The 21,137-nt window shown below is 40.0% G+C and carries 15 protein-coding genes and 1 rRNA gene; 9 read left to right on the top strand and 7 right to left on the bottom strand.

What is annotated here, in order from left to right:
- The first annotated feature begins 134 nt into the window (after positions 1-134).
- Positions 135-249, top strand: a 5S ribosomal RNA gene (gene rrf, locus CSB87_RS09410).
- 107 nt (positions 250-356) lie between these two features.
- On the top strand, positions 357-770 hold the full coding sequence (locus CSB87_RS09405; protein ID WP_004885088.1) for an SRPBCC family protein: 414 nt from the start codon (positions 357-359) through the stop codon (positions 768-770).
- Between the two features lie 28 nt (positions 771-798).
- Here the strand turns inward: CSB87_RS09405 and CSB87_RS09400 are convergent, their stop codons facing one another.
- Positions 799-1,491 (bottom strand): TIGR04219 family outer membrane beta-barrel protein, encoded by a 693-nt coding sequence (locus CSB87_RS09400; protein WP_004711287.1) that lies wholly within the window; start codon positions 1,489-1,491, stop codon positions 799-801.
- Between the two features lie 628 nt (positions 1,492-2,119).
- Here CSB87_RS09400 and CSB87_RS09395 point away from each other — a divergent pair.
- Positions 2,120-3,598: a sodium-dependent transporter gene (locus tag CSB87_RS09395; RefSeq protein WP_002053942.1), complete on the top strand. Its 1,479-nt coding sequence runs from the start codon at positions 2,120-2,122 to the stop codon at positions 3,596-3,598.
- Between the two features lie 12 nt (positions 3,599-3,610).
- Positions 3,611-3,754, top strand: coding sequence for a methionine/alanine import family NSS transporter small subunit (locus tag CSB87_RS09390; protein ID WP_002053803.1), 144 nt, complete (start codon positions 3,611-3,613; stop codon positions 3,752-3,754).
- 41 nt (positions 3,755-3,795) lie between these two features.
- Here CSB87_RS09390 and rsmB read toward each other — a convergent pair whose 3' ends face one another.
- Positions 3,796-5,100, bottom strand: coding sequence for a 16S rRNA (cytosine(967)-C(5))-methyltransferase RsmB (gene rsmB, locus CSB87_RS09385; RefSeq protein ID WP_004885085.1), 1,305 nt, complete (start codon positions 5,098-5,100; stop codon positions 3,796-3,798).
- The gene (gene fmt / locus CSB87_RS09380) at positions 5,097-6,059 is read right to left on the bottom strand and encodes a methionyl-tRNA formyltransferase (protein WP_004885083.1); all 963 of its coding nucleotides are present in this window, start codon (positions 6,057-6,059) and stop codon (positions 5,097-5,099) included. The genes rsmB and fmt overlap by 4 nt, the downstream gene beginning before the upstream one ends.
- A 348-nt stretch (positions 6,060-6,407) precedes the next feature.
- On the opposite strand from fmt, the gene ilvD reads away from it, so the two are divergent.
- The 3 genes from ilvD (at position 6,408) to CSB87_RS09365 (ending at position 10,650) form a co-directional block, all read left to right on the top strand.
- Entirely contained in the window at positions 6,408-8,237 is a 1,830-nt protein-coding gene (ilvD, locus tag CSB87_RS09375; protein WP_004885081.1) for a dihydroxy-acid dehydratase, read from the top strand.
- A gap of 313 nt (positions 8,238-8,550) precedes the next feature.
- On the top strand, positions 8,551-9,840 hold the full coding sequence (locus tag CSB87_RS09370; protein ID WP_004885079.1) for a hypothetical protein: 1,290 nt from the start codon (positions 8,551-8,553) through the stop codon (positions 9,838-9,840).
- A 78-nt stretch (positions 9,841-9,918) separates the two neighbouring features.
- Positions 9,919-10,650 (top strand): sulfite exporter TauE/SafE family protein, encoded by a 732-nt coding sequence (locus CSB87_RS09365; protein WP_004885077.1) that lies wholly within the window; start codon positions 9,919-9,921, stop codon positions 10,648-10,650.
- A 9-nt stretch (positions 10,651-10,659) separates the two neighbouring features.
- Here the strand turns inward: CSB87_RS09365 and CSB87_RS09360 are convergent, their stop codons facing one another.
- The 4 genes from CSB87_RS09360 to CSB87_RS09345 all read right to left on the bottom strand — a co-directional run bounded on the left by CSB87_RS09360 (position 10,660) and on the right by CSB87_RS09345 (position 16,702).
- Positions 10,660-11,550, bottom strand: a complete 891-nt coding sequence (locus tag CSB87_RS09360) for a LysR family transcriptional regulator (protein WP_004885075.1) — start codon at positions 11,548-11,550, stop codon at positions 10,660-10,662.
- A 79-nt stretch (positions 11,551-11,629) separates the two neighbouring features.
- Positions 11,630-12,925: a solute carrier family 23 protein gene (locus CSB87_RS09355; RefSeq protein ID WP_004885072.1), complete on the bottom strand. Its 1,296-nt coding sequence runs from the start codon at positions 12,923-12,925 to the stop codon at positions 11,630-11,632.
- Positions 12,926-13,223: 298 nt separating this feature from the next.
- The gene (gene ppc, locus CSB87_RS09350; RefSeq protein ID WP_004885070.1) at positions 13,224-15,908 is read right to left on the bottom strand and encodes a phosphoenolpyruvate carboxylase; all 2,685 of its coding nucleotides are present in this window, start codon (positions 15,906-15,908) and stop codon (positions 13,224-13,226) included.
- A gap of 170 nt (positions 15,909-16,078) precedes the next feature.
- Complete coding sequence (locus CSB87_RS09345; RefSeq protein WP_031953574.1) at positions 16,079-16,702, bottom strand: TetR/AcrR family transcriptional regulator; 624 nt, start codon at positions 16,700-16,702, stop codon at positions 16,079-16,081.
- Between the two features lie 147 nt (positions 16,703-16,849).
- Between CSB87_RS09345 and CSB87_RS09340 the strand changes: the two genes are divergently transcribed.
- Both CSB87_RS09340 and CSB87_RS09335 read left to right on the top strand, forming a co-directional pair.
- Positions 16,850-17,956, top strand: coding sequence for an efflux RND transporter periplasmic adaptor subunit (locus CSB87_RS09340; RefSeq protein ID WP_004885065.1), 1,107 nt, complete (start codon positions 16,850-16,852; stop codon positions 17,954-17,956).
- The gene (locus CSB87_RS09335) at positions 17,953-21,078 is read left to right on the top strand and encodes an efflux RND transporter permease subunit (RefSeq protein ID WP_004885063.1); all 3,126 of its coding nucleotides are present in this window, start codon (positions 17,953-17,955) and stop codon (positions 21,076-21,078) included. The genes CSB87_RS09340 and CSB87_RS09335 overlap by 4 nt, the downstream gene beginning before the upstream one ends.
- The last annotated feature ends 59 nt before the right edge of the window (positions 21,079-21,137 follow it).

The following is a 21,137-nucleotide window of genomic DNA, read 5'->3' as shown; positions in this document are numbered from 1 at the left end:
TCTACAAACAAACTTGATTTAGTTATTCCACTAGATAAAATGAACACAATCAGATTCAATCAGCCCAATCTGTAAAGATTTGGAAAACACTTCGGCAGTCAATAAGACCAAAGCAAGTATCCATAAACAGTTGTGCTGGCGACCATAGCAAGAGTGAACCACCTGATCCCTTCCCGAACTCAGAAGTGAAACCTCTTAGCGCTGATGGTAGTGTGGGGTTACCCATGTGAGAGTAAGTCATCGCCAGCTCATTATTCTAAACACCCCAATCTCAAAAGAGATTGGGGTGTTTTTTTATTTGTCATATGATTACTTCAAGAATAATATAAATTCGATAAAATATGGAAAAATACAAAATGATGAAGGCAATTGAGTTATCTCAATATATTCCATATCCACCTAAGAAAGTATGGGAAGCATTGACCACACCTGAACTCATTCAACAATGGTGGGTTAAAGGAGATATTCAGCCTAAAGCTGGTCATCAATTTACTTTAGATATGGGTAGTTTTGGAGTACAACATTGCCTAGTTAAGGTGGCTGATAAAGAAATTTTATTTGAATATGACTTTGCAATTGGTGTACTTGATACAACTCTAAGATGGCAATTAATTCCTCAAGGAGAGGGCACACTTTTGCAGCTTAAACATTCGGGATTTAATGAGAATTCTTCTGTGGGACAACAAGCTTTTATGGGTATGAGAAAAGGTTGGCCACAAATTTTAAGTCGAATTGAGACGGTAATTTCTAATTATAAAAAAATAGGGTGAAAGGATATTTCTCTCACCCTCATTGAGTCTAAAAATGTGCTTCTAAGCCAACATAAGGGCCTTTAAACTCAAATTTAAGGTCATTGTTATCATAATCATCTAAGTCAATATTAAGTACGCGATAGCCTGCTTTAAGGCCTAAATCGACTACTAAATTATCGACAAATTTATACTTTACTTCTGCCAATGCATCTGTGATTTTTGCATCATTAAAGTTTGTATAAGTTGCTTCACCTTTAGCACTTAAACCTGTGAATGGAAGTTTTACTTCTCCCGACAAATAAGCAATAGGATATGTTTTATCAATATCTACACGTTTACCTGTATAGGCGGTGATATCACCATTTAATACGGTTGCACCCAGACCCGCATCCACACTCACAATATTATCTAGTAATTCATAATAAAGAATAAAATCACTATGATCTAAATTAATCTTATAGTTAGCTTGACCTAAGGTCTCTGATTTAGTTTGAGTATCTAGATTAACGTAACGAATTTTTGCATTTGGAATAAATGGGATTGGGTGCTCGAATGCTAATGAAAGTTGTGCACTGCCTTTTCGATCTAAGTCTTGGTCATCTGGCAATTGTGTAGACATGTTTGCTTTACCATCGTAAAACCAATAGCCCACGTCCCCTTTAACTCCTATAAAATCCGCTTGAGCAAATCCGCTAAGACTCATCCCGAGTGTCAAAAAAGACATTTTTAATATCTTCATCATCATATCCTAAGAAAAGAAATCTTTGAGCGCATGATATAGACATCTGAGAAGTTATGCATTGATGAAAAATGGTGAATATAAAACTTTTAGAATTATAATTATTTTTATTAATTTATGTTTTTGATTTTATTATTAAAATATAGATTTTAAGTGGAGCTTGTTAGGAAAAATTTTAGTATAAATTTTGTGTAATACGTCGGTAAGATTCTGTGATTTTACTCATCTAAAATTGGTTGATATATCTACTTTATAAAGTAGAAAATAATTTAAATGGTAGAAAATATCATTGCTTATATTCTCTAATAATATGTTTTAGAACATGAATATTAGCTAAAAAATAACCAATCTAAATCAAAATCTCTAAAAAACGTAAAATTTCAGACGGAAATTACAGTAAAAATAAATAAAAACGGGTATTGTTCAACTATATAGGGGCAAAAAATGGACAAAAATCTTTAAGGAAGAATTTTCTATTTTTGCTTGTTTGACATGAAAATAAAAATACTCAAAAGGTGCCTTTTATTCTCTATCAAACACAAAAGTATTCTTTGGTTCTTTTTTTGCGTGCGGAATAACAATCAACAAAAGCAGTAAAAATAAGTAATCTTTTAACATTAGGTGTTCTATGACAGATTCTCGTGAAAACTGGACGTCACGATCTGGTTTTATTATCGCAGCCGTTGGTTCGGCTGTTGGTTTAGGTAATATTTGGCGTTTCCCCTACGTTGCTTATGAAAATGGTGGTGGTGCGTTCCTTATTCCTTACTTACTTGCACTTATTACGGCAGGTTTACCATTACTATTTTTAGATTATGCAGTAGGTCATCGTAGTACAGGATCGCCTCCTAAAGCGTATAGAGCTTTGTTTAAAGGCGGAGAAACTCTAGGATGGTGGCAGGTTTGCGTCTGTATCATTATTGGTTTGTATTACGCAAGTGTTCTGACTTGGGCTGGTAGCTACATTTATTTTTCTATTGGCCAAATGTGGGGAAGTGACCCGGAAGGCTTCTTCTTCAATACCTATTTACAAACCACAAAAGCGACTGGCTTTGATTTGCAGTTTGTAGGCCATTTATTCTGGCCAATTGTTGGAATTTGGGCACTGACTTTAATCATTTTATATGGTGGAGTGAAAAAAGGTGTTGAATTATCTAATAAGATTTTCATGCCTTTATTATTCATCTTATTTACGATTTTAGTGATTCAGTCATTACGTTTACCGGGTGCAGTACAAGGTTTAAATGCTTTCTTTACTCCAAACTGGTCTGCCATGATGGACTATAAAGTTTGGTTAGCAGCCTATGGTCATACTTTCTTCTCACTCTCTGTTGGTTTCGGGATTATGGTGACCTATGCATCTTACTTAAAACCAAAAACCAATTTAACTGGCTCAGGTCTTATTGTTGGATTTGCGAATGCATCGACAGAGATTTTAGCGGGTATCGGTATTTTTGCAGCGCTTGGCTTTATGGCACATGCTGCAGGTACTGAAGTTAAAGATGTGGTGAGTGGTGGTATTGGTCTCGCATTTATTGCCTTCCCTAAAATTATTTCAAGTTTAGGTTCTGGTGCTGATCTATTCGGCCTTTTATTCTTCTCTTCATTATTTGTAGCTGGTATTTCTTCAATGGTTAGTATTTTGGAAGTACCTATTGCAGCGATGCAAGATAAGTTGAAGTGGAGTCGTAAGAAAGCGGTAACCATTATTGGTGGTGGTAGTGCTCTAGTCTCAATTATTTTATTCTCAAGTGTAAATGCAATTAAGCTCGTTGATATTGTCGACCATTTTATCAATAACATTGGCATTATTGGGGGAGCATTGATATCAATTATTAGCGTAGCTTGGTTTAAGCGCTCAGCTCTTAGAGAGCTTCGTGATCATGTCAATCGTATCTCAACCATTCAATTGGGTAAGGGATGGGATTTCACCTTAACCGTGATTACTACTTTTATCCTATTAACAACACTCACTATGACTGTTTTTAATTTGATCAAAAATGGCTATGATACTTATAGTATGAGCTTACAAGGTGTATTTGGCTGGGGCAGTGTTATTTTCTGTGCAGTCGTTGCTATCGTGTTAAGTAAAATGAAAGATCGCTAGGAGGATAAAATAATGAATACTTCGGCAATCGTGATGATGATAATTTCAATGGTATTTGTATGGGGTGGACTAGCTTTATCCATTTTACATTTATCAAGACATCCTGAAGAGTTAGATGAAGTCTTAGAAGAAGTCAAAGACCAGCACACTCTTTAATACTGATCTAGTAAAAAAGCAGGCTTAAAAGCCTGCTTTTTTTATGCAATTTTTTGAATTTTACAATAATAGAAACCATCACCAGATTGTGCTTCTGGCAACAGTTGTCTACCATGAGTTTGTTCAATTCCCCAATCTGCTTCAATTTTTACTTCTTTTACATCGGTATGCTTTGCAAAGAAGCTAGTCATCTGCTGTTCATTTTCAGCTTTTAAAATTGAACAGGTGATGTAAAGCAGGGTGCCTCCAACTTTAAGTTGCTGCCACATGTGCTCTAAGATCTGCTTTTGTAGCTCAATGGTTTGGGCTATGTCACTAGATTGGCGCAATAGACGTATGTCAGGATGACGTCGAATTACACCTGTCGCAGAACAAGGTGCATCAAGCACGATACAATCCACAGGTTGGGCTGGAGTCCACTTGGTTGCATCGGCTGCCAGAATTTCAGTATGGCTTTGATCTAGTGCTAGTCGGTTTAGGTTTTCAGTTACACGGACTAAACGACTTGGATCCTGATCAATGGCGATTAACTGGGCTGGTTTAAATTTTTCAAGCAAATGAGCCGTTTTTCCACCTGGAGCCGCACACGCATCAATAACTGTTTTATTGTTTAAATCAGGCAATAAGGTTGCACATAGCTGTGCATGTTCATCTTGTACAGAAAACCAGCCCTGTTCAAAACCCGGTAACTGTGTGATTTGTACAGATTGTTCAAGAATAATACCCGCGTCAGATAGAGTACACGCACGTGCCTGAATATCTAAACTTTGTAGTTTTGCTAAATAAGCATCGCGACCAATATGGCGTTGGTTTACTCGTAAAGTCAAAGGTGCGGCTTGCTTTAACGATTGGCAGAGAGCTTCTGTTTGTTCTCCCCAATCCTTTTTTAAACGCTTAAAAAGCCAACTTGGTAAGCCATGGGCTTGCTGTAAACCTTGTTGAAAGTCCTCAGTTTCGCGAGTTGCTCGGCGCAAAATTGCATTCACAATACCGCTGAGTGCAGGGAAACCAAGTTGTTTAGTCGCATCTACTGTTTCTGAGATGGCAGCGTGCGCTGCAATACGCGTGCATAAAACTTGATAAAGACCAACGTATAAACAAGTTTCTACTGTCTCATTGTTTAAAGGTTTGCTGAGCAAAGGCAGACTAATTGACTTAAGTGCGAACCATTGGCGTAAAGTACCTAGAACAAGTTCATGAAATAACGCACGATCACGCTCTGCGACTTGATTCAGCTGTGTATTTAAAATACTAGCCAATGATTGGCCCTGCTGAACTTTGAGTAACGTTTGGACGACTTGAGCGCGCAGGTTAAAACGTGATGAGTTTGAAGTAACCTGACTCATGGCAGAATCTGTCCTACATGAAGTTTTTGAGTTTGTGCAATTTGTTGAGCATTTAATGCTTTACCACCTGGCCACTGTACGCTCGTTAGACAAATAAATGTATTTTCACCGCAAGCAACATGTACGCCTTGTTTATCAATTGCAATAATTTCACCAGCTTGAGCATGTGCTTTGCTTTGGCTAGAAACTAGAGAATTCCAAACACGCAGTGCATTATTTTCATCAAGTTGAACAAAAGCGACTGGCCAAGGGTTGAATGCACGGATATTGCGATCTACTTGAACTGCATTCATAGACCAATCAATACGAGCTTCTGACTTCACGAGTTTATGAGCATAGACCGTTAAGCTTTCGTCTTGGACTTCGCGTTCTGCCAAATATTTTTGCAGAGTTTCTTCTGACTCGAGTACCGCACAAATTGCTGTTGCTCCTTGTGCTGCTAACTTGTCATGTAAAGTCGCAGAAGTATCTTCGGTAGTGATCGGACAATAGGTTTTATACATCATATCGCCTGTATCTAAACCTGCCGCCATTTGCATGATGGTAATGCCGGTTTCTTCATCACCTGTTGCAATCGCGCGTTGAATTGGCGCTGCACCACGCCAACGTGGTAATAGCGAGCCGTGAATATTTAAACAGCCATATTTAGGTGTATCGAGCACAGCTTGTGGAAGAATTAAACCATATGCTGCAACCACCATGACATCAGCGCCTAAAGCAGCCAGTTCTTGTTGAGCAGCCAAGCCTTCTTCAGTTGAAGCTTTGAAGTGAAGCGGTTGATAAACAGGAATATTATGTTCCAGTGCAAGCTGTTTGACAGGAGACGGTGTTAGTTTTTGTCCACGGCCTGCTTTACGGTCTGGTTGAGTATAAACCGCGATAATTTCATGGGAAGTTTTTAATAAAGCCGCCAATGCTGTTGCAGCAAATTCGGGGGTGCCAGCAAAAATAATTTTCACAAATGCAATCCAAAAAGAGTTTATGAGTAGTATACGTGAAAAACGTTTGAAGCCCTAAACTCATGGCGATTGAGCATTTTAGTTTTTAAATAGTGAACAAAAAATTATTGAAAAAATTTTATTGATAAAAAAAGGTTATAAAAAAATAAAAAATTATTCATGTAAGTTTTGCTAAATATTGACTGAGTATTATCGTTCTTGGCTTTCCCTATATTATTTGCTTCTATAGAATGGAGAATGATCAAATTATGATGATGAGTCAATATTCCGACTGATCTAACGCTATATCAGTATCATTCAGCCAGAGTGGAAGTCATTTCACTCAAGCACAACTTGTTGGAAATACAAATGCCTGACTATCGTTCAAAAACATCGACACACGGAAGAAATATGGCTGGCGCACGTGGCTTATGGCGTGCAACAGGAATGAAAGATGAAGATTTCGGCAAACCAATTATTGCAGTGGTCAATTCATTTACTCAATTTGTTCCGGGCCATGTCCATCTAAAAGATTTAGGGCAGCTTGTCGCAGCAGAAATTCAGGCAGCAGGTGGTGTTGCTAAAGAGTTCAATACAATTGCGGTGGATGATGGTATCGCGATGGGGCATGACGGCATGCTTTATTCATTACCATCACGTGATTTAATTGCGGATTCAGTTGAATATATGGTGAATGCTCATTGCGCCGATGCGATGGTATGTATTTCGAACTGTGACAAAATTACTCCGGGAATGTTGATGGCTGCGATGCGTCTAAATATTCCTGTGGTGTTTGTGTCTGGCGGACCAATGGAAGCAGGTAAGGTTAAATTCCGTGGTGATGAAAAGGCCATTGACCTTGTAGATGCGATGGTTGTTGCTGCTGATGATAGTTACACCGACGAAGAAGTTGCAGAGTTTGAACGTTCAGCATGCCCAACTTGTGGTTCATGTTCAGGTATGTTTACTGCAAACTCAATGAACTGTTTAACCGAAGCTTTAGGTTTATCTTTACCGGGCAATGGTTCTATCGTTGCAACGCATGCAAACCGTAAAAAATTATTCTTAAAAGCAGGTCAGCTTATTGTTGAATTGGCTAAGCGCTATTACGAACAAGAAGATGCAAGTATTTTGCCTCGTTCAATTGCCACTAAAGCTGCCTTTAAAAATGCGATGACACTTGATATTGCAATGGGCGGTTCAACCAATACAGTTCTTCATTTATTAGCTGCGGCAAATGAAGCTGAAGTTGATTTTACAATGGACGATATTGATGAATTGTCACGTCGAGTACCAGTACTTTCAAAAGTAGCGCCAGCAAAACAAGACGTACATATGGAAGATGTACATCGTGCAGGCGGTATCATGGCCATTTTAGGCGAGCTTGATCGTGCGAATCTACTTGATGTATCTGTACCAACTGTACATGAGAAAACATTAAAAGATGCGTTAGATAAGTGGGATATTATCCGTACTGAAAATGCAGAGGTTTATGAGTTCTATCGTTCATCTCCGGGTGGTGTTCCGACTCAAGTTGCATTCTCACAAAACCGTTACTACTCAACTTTAGATGGCGACCGTGAAAAGGGCGTAATTCGTAATGCAGAACATGCATTTTCTAAAGATGGTGGTTTAGCTGTTTTATACGGCAACATCGCACTTGATGGTTGTATCGTAAAAACTGCGGGTGTAGATGAATCTATTTTAAAATTCACTGGTACAGCACGCGTTTTTGAGAGCCAAGATGCAGCTGTAGAAGCAATTTTAGGCAATGAGATTAAAGCTGGCGATGTTGTTGTTATTCGCTACGAAGGTCCACGTGGTGGTCCAGGCATGCAAGAAATGCTTTATCCAACCAGCTATCTTAAATCTAAAGGTTTAGGAAAAGACTGTGCCTTGGTTACAGATGGTCGTTTCTCTGGTGGTTCATCAGGTCTTTCAATTGGTCACGTTTCGCCAGAAGCTGCTGAAGGCGGTGCAATTGGTTTAGTTGAAGATGGCGATACCATCGAAATTGATATTCCAAACCGTACCATTCACTTGAATATTGATGATGCGACTTTGGCACACCGTCGTACAGTTCAGGAAGCGAAAGGTTGGCATCCGAAGGAAGAACGTAAACGTAAGGTATCAAAAGCGTTAAAAGTTTATGCAATGCATACCACAAGTGCAGCAAAAGGAGCGGTACGCGTTCTATAAAATATTCAATTTTAATAATTGAGTAGGAAACATGCACCCATTAACACGATGAATTGTTATCATGTTAAGGGTGCATTTTTTATGTCTGGTAAAAAAAATCCGCTTGTAGAAAAAGGTGTTTTCAGATCATTCTATGGGTTTGCCATAAAATGGTGATAAAATCTTCACCTACGCAGAAATTCGCGAAATAACATGACATATTTTCTGCGCGAACTTAGGTAGTCATTTTTCCATCTCGACTACTGTTTCACCTTGCACTATGATCAAAATAACTTTTGATCTCGCTTAGGATTTATTTTTAGAGGCACTACTCATGTCATTGCTACGCCGTTGGTTTGACCCTATCCGATCGAGCTGGTTTTACCAAAAGCCTTCTCGTCAAGCGGTGTTACCCACGGAAAATGGTTTAAGTATTTATTTACGACTTGATGATGTGTATAGCTATCTGGCTGTTCAGCAATTGTCTCAGCTTGATGAAATTTTAAGTGATGAGCTTAAACCTTTAAAAATTATTATTTCTCATACAGCTTCTGAACCTCCAAACAGCATGACGCATGAGGAGTGGCAGCATTATTGTTTAAATGATGCCAAGATTTTAGCAAATCAGCATCGATTTGCTTTTGATGAGTTCCCAGAAATCCCAAGCCAAGAAGCTTTAAAACAAGCCGCTGTCATACTAAAAAGAACCCCATTACAAGGTCAGAACTTCTTCCATTTACTTGAAGATATCTTTCACATGCTTTGGCAACAGCAATATGGAAAGTTACGTACTTTACATGCCATGGCGGTGAAGCATCAGATGCCACAGCACTTCCCAGAACGTATTTTTACAGATGAGCCTGTACAGGCAGCGTATTTTGAGTTTGGTGGACGTAAATATCACGCAGTGGATGATTTATTACGTCTAACCCGTCGTTTAAAACAACAAAAGTTACTGACAGGTATTCCGATTTTTTTAATTAATCATATCGAATGGCGTGAACATTTGATTAATGATGCTGAAGCACTTAATGAAATTCAGGCTCTTCACCCTGAGCTTGATGTATTTATTGCTTTAGAAGATCCAATGAGCTGGTTACTTCTTGCATATATTAAAGAAGAACTCGCAGACTATTATGATATTCAGTTAAAAGTCTATCCGCTGAGTTATCGGGGCAGAGACTGGTTTGACTGGAGCTTGGCAACCCGTGTTTCTAAACGTACTGAAGTGGCTTTTACTCCTTTTTGCCGCCCTACAGAAGAAAGTACGCTTGAGATGGCAAAGCTTTTTTATAGTGTGCCAGAAAATCAGCAACTCGATGCAATTTTTACTATTTTGCAGGCCGTTTGGACTAAAGGAAAAGATCCATCTTTCCAGAAGCATTTCCAACAGTTACAGCAACAACTTGGCATTGAGCATTTAACCGAACAGGATGTACCGTCTGTTTTGGAGCAAAATGATGCGCTTTGCAAGAATAAACATCAGCCTGATTTACCAGTTTTAGAGTTGCGTATTGATGGGCAAAGTTATGTATTTAATAGTTTGTATCGGGTTTGGATGATTGAAAGCATTTTTAGCAATGTTTTAGAAGAAAAATATAAAACAGCCTCAACTTCTAATTGAGGCCTACTCCAAAAAACAAGAATAGGGCAAAACCTGTTTTTTCCGTAGCATAACCATGTAGGGAATCGGAGATAAACAGTGACATTTCTAGCTATTATTATGATGGTATTTGTCTTTGCGGGCATGATTAAAGGCATGATCGGCTTAGGATTGCCCGCGGTCTCAATGGGCTTACTTACCATCGCAATGAGTCCTTTTCAGGCAGCATCCCTACTCATTGTTCCTTCAATGGTCACCAATGTCTGGCAACTTTTTGCTGAGGGGCATGTTTGGACTTTTATTCGCCGTTTCTGGACTTTGCTTATAGGCATTGTTGCTGGTTCAATATGGAGCTTTTTGCCGACTTTAAGTCAAAGCCATGGGCACAGTAGTGAGATTTTATTAGGAAGTATGTTGGCCTTATATGGGCTTTATGGATTATGTGTCAAGAAACTTCCACACTTAGGTAAACATGAGCGCTGGTTATCGCCGATTATTGGATATATTGGTGGGGCAGTGACAGTAGCAACAGGCGTTATTATTATTCCTATCGTGCCATATTTGCAGTCTTTACATTTAAAACGTGACGAACTGGTACAAGCCTTGGGATTAACATTTACCGTCTCTACCATTTGCCTTGCAGTGTTTTTACATCATAACCCGATGTCGGGAGTAACACTGGACTATCGTTTATCTTTTGCTGCTTTGTTGGCGGCACTCGTTGGAATGTGGATCGGTAAAAGAATTCGTTATCGACTCAATGAGCAGTTATTTCGCCGTATCTTTTTTATAGGTTTAGTGTCATTAGGACTTTATATGATTTTGCACTAAGCCAAATTTCTAAGGGCGATGCTCTAATAGGAAATCTGCAAATTGCTTATAACTACTAGACAGTTGGCTGAAATTTTGTGTTGCCAAAAGTAGTTTTCGGTTTGCCCATGCGCCGAGTAATTGGATGGAATGAAAATCATAGTCCGATTGCAAGCGCTGCGCCGCACGGGCAGGCATAATCGCAATACCCACGCCTTTGGCAACAACCTCAGCAATTGCACTAAAGTTAGGTAAGCGTAAACGGTACTGTATGTTAAATCCTACTAATTTCGCTTGAGTTTCAATGGACTGTTGCAAAGAGTGATGGGCTTTAAGGCCAATAAAACCATAGCTTAAAGCCTCTACCAAATTTAGCTTTTGATATTGAGCTAACTCATGTGTAGCAGGACAAATCAAAACTAAAGGATCACTCGCAAATTCTTTTGTTTGCAAATGTCGAGTATCAAAAAAGCTTGAGACCAAGCCAAGGCTCGCAATTCCTTGGGTTAATGCATCTACAATTTCTGAACTTTCTGCTTCGTGCAAATCGATACTCATTTCGGGATGAAGCACCAGATATTGCGGTAATAACGGAGGCAAATATTCGCTTTGAGCAGAAGAGTTACACCAAAGTGTTAATGCTTGAGTTGTAGAAGACTTAAAGCGCTGCATTTCTTGTTCGAGTTGATCTTTTTGAGCTAAAAGCTGACGAGCATGCTCTACAAATGCATGTCCAGCTGTGGTGAGTTCTACGCCTGTGGTTTGGCGAATAAATAAGGGTGTTTCAAAATACTGTTCGAGTTTTTTTATACGCTCACTCGCTGCTTGAAGTGAAATTGCAGAACGGTCAGCACCTTTGGTTAGACTACCAGTCGAGACAATATGAAGAACTAGCTGTAAATCAAAAAAATCAAAACGCATGATAGGAACGTATTGAAATGCAAAAATTCATCATACTAAATCGCAATGAAAAAAGGCAGCTTACGCTGCCTTTTTGAATTTAAGTTTTATCTTTTAAACTAAACAACCAGTTTAGAATAATGGCTGCAAATGTTGCGGTGCCAATACCGCCTAAATTGAAATTACCGAACAATAATTCAAAATTACCAGCACCCAAAATAATGGTTACTGAAGCCACAATCAGATTTTTATTGTTAGAAAAATCAACTTTGTTTTCGATCCAGATTTTTGTACCAGCAATGGTAATTAAACCAAATACCACAATAGATGCACCTGTGAGGACTGCACTGGGAATAGTGCTAATGACAGCACCAAATTTTGGGGATAGCCCTAAGAAAATAGCGAAGATACCTGCAATCACAAATACAATCGTTGAGTACACACGAGTAACCGCCATCACACCAATGTTTTCACCGTAAGTGGTCATGCCTGGTGCGCCAACACTACCAGAAAGTGTAGTCGCTAAACCATCTGCAACAAATGCTTTGCCTAATTGTGGCGTCAGGTTTTCACCAGTCATTGCACCTACTGCTTTAATATGGCCCAAGTTTTCTGCCACTAAAATGAGTGCAACCGGCGCGATAATTAAAATAGCCTTGGTATCAAAAGTAGGATGTGAAAAGCTTGGAATACCGAACCATGCAGCCTGTGAGATCTGGCTAAAATCGATTGGTTTACCTAAACCTAACCCATTAGTCGTGATGGCATAAATTGCATAAGCCAAAATTAAACCAACTAATAGAAGTAAACGTTGTAATAAACCACGCGTAAAGACCGCAATACTGCCCATACAAAGTACGGTAATTAAAGCCATCCACATTTCAAAGGGTTGGCCTGCAACACCTTTAATGGTGACAGGTGCAAGGTTTAGACCAATAATCATCACGATTGCACCAGTCACCACAGGTGGCATGAGTTTTTCAATCCAGCGTGTACCAGTAAGCATCACAATAAAACCGATGAGTGCATAAAAGATACCGCAGGCTACGATTCCGCCTAACGCAATTGAAAGATTTGGATTGGCCCCTGAACCTGTGATATGCCCCGTAGCTGCTGCAACAACACCAATAAAGGCAAAACTCGATCCTAAATAACTTGGAACACGTCCACCTGTAATTAAGAAGAACAGGATGGTACAGATACCAGACATTAAAATAGCAAGGTTAGGATTAAAGCCCATGAGTAATGGTGCTAAAACGGTGGCTCCGAACATGGCAAATGCATGTTGGATGCCTAAAATGGCACTTTGAACTGGGGGGAGATATTCATTGGTAGAGACCGGTCGATGGTCAACATCACCTTGGTAAGGCTGCCATTTTGGAAACCAGTTGGACATAAAATGAGCTCGTTATTCTTTAATTGGTGCAATGATACTCTTTCTTGGGAATGCATTTAATCTCTAGAGAGCAGTATGTGAGTGAAAAGTAATTATTTTTTAACGATTGGTATAATTTAAAGAATTCTAAATATAAGGAATTAGTTATTTTTTTATTATAAAAATTAATTTTATGATTTTTAAAAAATATTTAAAAAAATAATAAATCGTGGAAAATTTATAAAAAATGGGGAACTTTGCAAGTAAAAAGCAGCACATCACCGATGTACTGCTTTGTCAAACAATTGGTAAAAACAGCTTAGCCCGTATTACGTAAACCAGCAGCAATACCTGCAATACTCACCATCAGTGCATGGTCAACAGGGGTATGTTCTGCCTGACGCTCCGCGAGATAATCACGGCGGCGTTTCATGAGTTCAGCTTGTAAAAGATGCAAAGGAAGTAAATATGGTTTACGGACCTGCATAGATTGATCCAGAACCTCGTTATTGCTAAGAAGCTTTGATTCATCTTTCAATTTAAGTAACGTTTCAACAGCATCTTTTAAGCGCTGACGTAATTGGTTACCGAGCACTTTTAAATCTTCATCTTCAGTTAAATGAGACTCGTAGTAGAGTGCAATGTTGGCATCGGCTTTAGACAATACCATTTCCAACATATCAATGAGCGTTTGGAAATAAGGCCATTGCTGGAGCATTTCATCAAGTGTTGCTTTTTGCTGATCGGCAATTACTTCATTAATGGCAGCGCCTGTACCTAACCATGCTGGTAACATCAAGCGGATTTGAGTCCACGCAAATACCCATGGAATAGCACGTAAAGATTCGATGCCACCACTCACTTTACGTTTTGCCGGACGCGAGCCTAGTGGCAACATTTGTAACTCAAGCTCAGGCGTGACGGTACGTAAATACTTCACAAAATGTGGGTTTTCACGCACTGTTTGACGATAAACCTTCACGGAATGATCTGTCATACGGTTCATGAGTTCACGCCATTCGGCCTTAGGCTCTGGTGGTGGCAATAATGTCGCTTCAAGTGTTGCTGCGGTATAGATTTCAAGGTTTTGCATGGCAATACCTTCTAGACCGAATTTGAAGCGGATCATTTCACCTTGTTCTGTTACACGAATTGCACCAGAGATTGAACCTGGCGGTTGTGAGAATAGTGCCTGTTGAGTTGGAGCACCACCACGGCTAATTGAGCCGCCACGACCGTGGAACAGAGTCAACTGTACGCCGTGTTTACTAGCAATTGCAGTCAGCTCTTCTTGAGCACGGTATTGTGCCCAGTTAGCAGACATGAAGCCAGCATCTTTTGCTGAGTCGGAGTAACCGATCATCACTTCGTGTTTGCCCTGAATGTGCTGCTTATACCAATGCATATTGAACAGCGTATTCATGGTAGTTGCAGCGCCATCTAAATCTTTTAAAGTTTCAAATAGAGGCACCACACGTAAAGGATGCTGAATACCGGCTTCTTTTTGCAATAACAATACAGCTAAAACATCACTCGGATATTCAGCCATCGAAATAATATAAGCCCCTAACGACTCTGGTGGTTGGTCTGCCAAAGTACGCATAGTTGCAAATACTTCCTCTACATCTGGGTGGCCAATCAAACTACCTTCAGGCTCATTAATATATTTCGGTAGCAACGGACGTTTGCTTTGGAGCTCCTGAATCAGGAAGTTTTGACGGGCTTGTTCAGTCCATGACTCAAAATTACCCAAACCTAAGTATTCGGTAATGGCTGAAATGGCTTGGCGATGACGGCCCGATTCTTGGCGAATATCAAGTTTAAGTAGTTCAATACCAAAACAGTTCACACGGTAGATAAAGTCGAGAAGTTGACCATTTGCGATTTCAGGCAGATTACTATCAATTAAAGAGCGATAGCACAGTAATAATGGTTGTAATAGCTCATCTTTACTTTTAATGACATTGCTATCGTCTGCTTCTAAACCTTGTAGGCGCTGGGCTAACCAATGACGAGTTGCTTTTAAACGCTCTCGTGTTGCACGTAAATACTCGCGATAAGGTTCTGGGTGTGGACTACCAATCGCTTGGATCATCTCTTCAGAACAAGCCTGAATTGAAAGCTCCCAACGTAAATTCTCAATATCTCTTAGGTAAAGGTCGGCAGCTTGCCAGCGTGATAACCATAATACTTCTTGAGTGATTTGATGAGTAACGTTCGGGTTACCATCACGGTCGCCGCCCATCCAAGATGCGAAGCGGACTGGTGCAATATTGAGTGGTAAGTTTTGTTGGCAATTGTCTTGAACTAACTCATTTAATTCACGAATAAACTTAGGTACGGCATTCCAAAGCGTTTGCTCAATGGTTGCAAAGCCCCATTTTGCTTCATCGACAGGAGTCGGGCGGTGCTGTCTGATTTCATCTGTCTGCCAAGCTGAACTAATTTGTTGTTTTAAGTTGGCAAGCGCATTTTGACGTTCGCGTGGAGTAAGTTTTTGCTGATCGAGTTGTGAAAGACAAGCATTAATATCGTCATATTTTTGAATGAGGGTACGACGGCTTACTTCGGTTGGGTGTGCTGTAAGTACCAATTCGATCTTAAGATCACAAATTTGCTGGAATAGTTTTTCTGTCGAAATACTTTTATCTTTAAACTTTTGAAATAAGTGAACAAGTGGATTTGGAGAATTAGCCTCCGAATCAAACTCTGCCTGTCTGCGGCTACGTACCACATGATATTGCTCGGCAATATTGGCAAAATTCAGAAAATGAGAGAAAGCGCGGGTAAGAGGTAATAGCTCTTCATCGGGCAGTTCTAAAAATAATTGTTCTAATTGCTTTTCGGCTTCAGCTTGACCATCACGTGCACCTTTGGCAAGAGCACGGATTTGCTCGATCTGATTAAACAGTTCTTGTCCTGCATGTTGTTTTAGGGTTTCACCTAACAAATTGCCAAGTAAGCGGACATCCTCACGCAGTGGCGCATCGATTTGCTGAACCATGCTATTTTCTCCTGTTCTTATTCTTATCGAATATAGCGCGATTAACGAACATTCCAAGCTTTGAGCGTAAGAAAATGTGAATTTTTGCTTAAAAAATAACATTTAAATCGCTTATAACGCTTCAAAAGATGGCATGCACCTGATGCAAATTTTGGCAATCGGACTTTGGTTTAATTCCGATATTTGAGGAAAAATAAGTCAAGAGCATCTCGAATAATCTGATTTAGTTCTTGAGCATTGGGTACAGTAATAATTCCAAGTAAAACCTTATGGTGGCGTACACCAAGCAATAAAGTTAAAAGAAGTTCTGTTTGATAAATCGGATCATCGGATTGAATAAAGCCTAATTCGGCTGCCTTTTGGAAGAACGCAGCTAACTCATTTTGCAGGCGAGTATGAGATGCCGTAAAAAATTGTTCAGCTAATGGGCTTTGTTCCGCTGCGAGTTCAAATAATACATGTTCAAGTTTTAGTGCCTCAGGTGAATAAATAATTTGTAAGGCGCGTGAACACACACTAAAAAGTGCTTGATAAAAGTCTACGGAAGCATCTAATTCAAATTGTTTAGTGCCGAGTGTCTCTTCACATGTTTCCGTAATCGCACAGATAAATAGATTGGCTTTGTCTTGAAAGTGGTTATAAACCGTAAGTTTGGTAACGCCTGCTTCCTGCGCAATCTGGTTCATGCTGGTACTGTGATAACCAGATTTTAAAAAAATAGCTTTAGCAGCTTGTAGGATACGAGCACGCTTTTCTAGATCTTTGGGGCGACCACTTTGATTAACTGTTTGCACAAAACCCTCTAATAAAAGATTAAAAAAATAAATATTTATAAGTTTTTTTTAATTAATGTACCCATGGGTATATTAATTAAAAAACAAACAAACTATGATGCAAGCATATTGTGCCTTAAAAATCAGTTTGAATAAGAGCGATAAGATATGAATCTGTTAAAACCTCTCATCATGAGTATGGTGATTGTTTGCACGGTCACATTAATGGGGTGTAGTAAAGAGGCACCCAAAACAGAAGAAATACCCTACGTGATGGTAACGCAGCCTTCGACCACACTAAACGAATTAAAAAGCTATGCAGGAGATGTACAGGCTCGACAACAAACTGCCTTGGCATTTCGAGTAGGTGGACAAGTTACGGCTCGCTATGTCGATGTAGGTGACCGAGTTAAAGTTGGACAAGTTTTAGCGAAACTCGATGTAGCAGATGCACAGTTACAATTAAATGCGGCCAAAGCTCAATTACAAAATGCACAGGCAGCAGCGAAAACAGCATCAGATGAACTTAAACGTTTCCAACAATTATTACCTGTAAATGCAGTTAGCCGTTCACAATTTGATACGGTAAAAAATCAATACGACGCAGCGCAAGCAGCGTTACAACAAGCCCGCTCTAACTATGAAGTTTCTGCAAATCAAACTGGTTATAACCAACTTATTTCTAATAAAAACGGAGTGATTACCGCGCGTAATATTGAAATTGGACAAGTCGTTTCAGCAGGACAAGCAGCTTATCAATTGGCTATTGATGGCGAACGTGAAGTGGTTATAGGCGTACCAGAACAAGCAGTTACCGAGATCAAGGTTGGTCAAGCAGCTTGGATTACCTTGTGGTCTAAACCGAATGAAAAATTTGCCGGATATGTACGTGAAGTTTCTCCAGCGGCTGACCAGTCTCGTACTTTTACAGTCAAAGTAGCACTCAAAGAAGGCCAATCTGCTATTCAGCTTGGACAAAGTGCTCGGGTATTTTTTAGCTCGACTCAAACCAATGTCATGAGTGTGCCACTTTCGAGTGTTTCTGCCACAGATAATCAGCCCTATGTATGGGTCGTAAATGCAAATCAAACTTTACGCAAAGTACCTGTAACCGTGGGAGCTTATGGCCGAGACAGTGTGCCTGTATTAACGGGGTTAACACCAAATGATTGGGTTGTGATTGGTGGTGTCCATTTACTACGTGATAAGCAGAAGATCCATCCGATTGACCGTGAAAACCGCGCGGTGAAAATTCAGGGGGCAACAAAGCCATGAAATTCAATCTCTCGGAATGGGCACTGAACAATAAAGGTATCGTCCTTTATTTTATGTTGTTGCTTGCCATTATCGGTGCAATTTCCTATTCCAAATTATCTCAAAGTGAAGATCCGCCATTTACCTTTAAAGTGATGGTTGTCAAAACATTCTGGCCTGGAGCGACTGCCAAAGAAGTTTCAACGTTAGTGACTGATCGTATTGAAAAGGAACTGATGACAACTGGGCAGTATGAAAAGATTATGGCCTACTCCCGTCCAGGTGAGTCGATGGTTACATTTGTTGCTAAGGACTCGCTCACTTCTGCACAAATTCCTGATGTTTGGTACAACGTTCGTAAAAAGGTTAATGACATTCGTACTGAACTGCCAAGTGGTGTACAGGGTCCTTTTTTCAATGATGAGTTCGGGGATACTTTCGGTAATATTTATGTACTGACAGGCAAAGACTTTGACTATGCACTTCTCAAAGAATATGCAGATCGTTTGCAATTACAACTACAAAGAGTCAAGGATGTTAGTAAAGTTGAATTGATTGGCTTACAAGATCAAAAAATCTGGATTGAGATTTCAAATACAAAAGCAGTCCAACTCGGTATTCCTCTTTCTGCAATTCAAGAAGCCTTACAAAAGCAAAATAGTATGGCAAGCGCAGGTTTCTTTGAAACCGGTACAGACCGTATTCAAATACGTGTAAGTGGGCATTTAAACAGCGTTGATGAAATTAAAAAAATTCCTTTATTAGTCGGCAATAAAACCATCCAGCTTGGTGATGTTGCTGATGTCTACCGTGGTTTTAGTCAACCGGCTCAGCCACGTATGCGTTTTATGGGGGAAAATGGTATTGGTCTCGCCGTGTCTATGCGTAAAGGCGGGGATATTATTGCCTTGGGCAAAAATCTAGAGTCCGAATTTGCCCAGCTCCAAAAAACCTTACCTTTAGGCATGAAACTACAGAAGGTATCTGATCAACCTGTAGCAGTACAACGTAGTATTCATGAATTTGTAAAAGTACTCGCTGAAGCAATCATTATTGTCTTGTTAGTGAGCTTTTTCTCTTTAGGTTTCCGTACCGGATTGGTAGTCGCTTTTTCCATTCCTTTAGTTTTAGCAATGACTTTTGCCGGCATGAATGTATTCGATGTCGGGTTACATAAAATTTCTCTCGGTGCTCTGATTTTAGCTTTAGGTCTACTGGTTGATGACGCCATTATTGCAGTCGAGATGATGGCAATTAAGATGGAACAGGGCTATAGCCGAATTAAGGCTGCTGGATTTGCATGGAAAACAACGGCCTTTCCAATGCTGACAGGAACATTGATTACCGCGGCAGGTTTTTTACCTATCGCTACGGCACAGTCCAGTACGGGTGAATATACACGTTCAATCTTTCAGGTGGTGACCATTGCCTTATTGGTGTCTTGGGTTGCTGCAGTTTTATTTGTGCCTTATTTGGGTGAAAAACTACTGCCTGATTTTACCAAGACTGGGCATCAAGCTCCTTGGTATGTTCGTTTATGGGCAAGATTAACGAAAAAACCGCAACCACAAACGATCGAGATTTCACAGGACCATCATTACGATCCTTATCAATCTAGTTTCTATTTACGTTTTAGGAAAATGGTCGAGTTTTGTGTGACCTATCGTAAGACTGTAATTGCGACAACGGTTGGGATATTCGTGCTCTCTGTACTGATGTTTAAAATGGTTCCTCAGCAGTTTTTCCCGCCATCAAACCGTACCGAAATTTTAGTTGATCTAAAACTTGAAGAAGGCGCTTCTTTAACTGCTACAGAACAAGCGGTGAAAAAGGTTGAACAGTTCCTGTCTAAACAAAAAGGTATTGATAACTATGTGGCCTATGTGGGTACAGGCTCACCACGTTTTTATTTACCGTTAGACCAGCAATTACCACAAGCGAGCTTTGCACAGTTTGTTGTTTTAGCGACCTCACTTGATGACCGTGATGAAATTCGTCGCTCGCTAGAAACTCAAATTAAACAGTTGCTCCCACAAGTTCGTACCCGTGTGTCATTACTGGAAAATGGTCCGCCTGTAGGTTATCCATTGCAGTATCGTGTGTCAGGTGAAGATCTCAATCTGGTACGTAAAGAAGCACAGCAGGTTGCGAAGGTGATTGGTGAAAACCCAAATACTACCAATGTACATTTGGACTGGGGTGAGCCGAGCAAAATCATTGCGATTCAGATTGATCAAGATCGTGCTCGACAAATGGGTGTCTCAAGTGTGGATTTGGCAAACTTCCTGAATGCTTCAATTACAGGTAGTGCGATTGAACAGTATCGTGAAAAGCGTGAGCTGATCGAAATCCGTTTACGTGGTGATCAAGCTGAGCGTGTTGAAGTCGCTTCTCTTGCAAGTTTAGCAGTCCCAACTGCAAATGGTACGACAGTGCCTTTAGCTCAGATTGCTAAAATTGAATATAGATTTGAAGATGGCCTGATCTGGCATCGTAACCGCTTACCAACAATTACCGTACGTGCAGATATTCGTACCAAATTACAGCCAGCGACTGTTGTTGGCGAGTTAGCCGAATCAATGGATAAGTTACGTGCTGAGTTACCAAGTGGTTACCTCATTGAAGTGGGGGGAACTGTCGAAGAGTCAGCACGAGGACAAAGTTCGGTCAATGCTGGTATGCCATTATTTTTGGCAGTGGTCATGACATTACTCATGATTCAGCTTAAGAGTCTATCGAGAGCAACTATTGTATTTTTGACTGCACCATTAGGTTTAATTGGAGTAGTTTTGTTCTTACTTTTATTTAATAAGCCATTTGGTTTTGTGGCTATGCTGGGAACCATTGCTTTATCCGGAATGATTATGCGTAACTCACTCATTCTGATTGATCAGATTGAACAAGACCGGCAAGCAGGGCATCCAACATGGGAAGCGATTATTGACGCAACCGTACGCCGTTTCCGTCCAATTATTCTGACAGCCTTGGCAGCGGTATTAGCAATGATCCCACTTTCACGAAGTATTTTCTTCGGTCCAATGGCCGTTGCAATTATGGGTGGACTGATTGTAGCCACCTTGCTGACATTATTTTTCCTGCCTGCATTGTATGCTGCGTGGTTTAAGGTGAAAAAAACAGCATAAAATACATAAATTTTTTGTGAATAAAGGTGCGAAATATTGAAAACTCCAATATAGTAGCA

Source organism: Acinetobacter sp. AR_0276 (assembly GCF_003000705.1).
GTDB classification, from domain to species: domain Bacteria; phylum Pseudomonadota; class Gammaproteobacteria; order Pseudomonadales; family Moraxellaceae; genus Acinetobacter; species Acinetobacter nosocomialis.
Note: the sequence above shows the minus strand (reverse complement) of the source record. Positions and strands in the feature narration are given on the sequence as shown.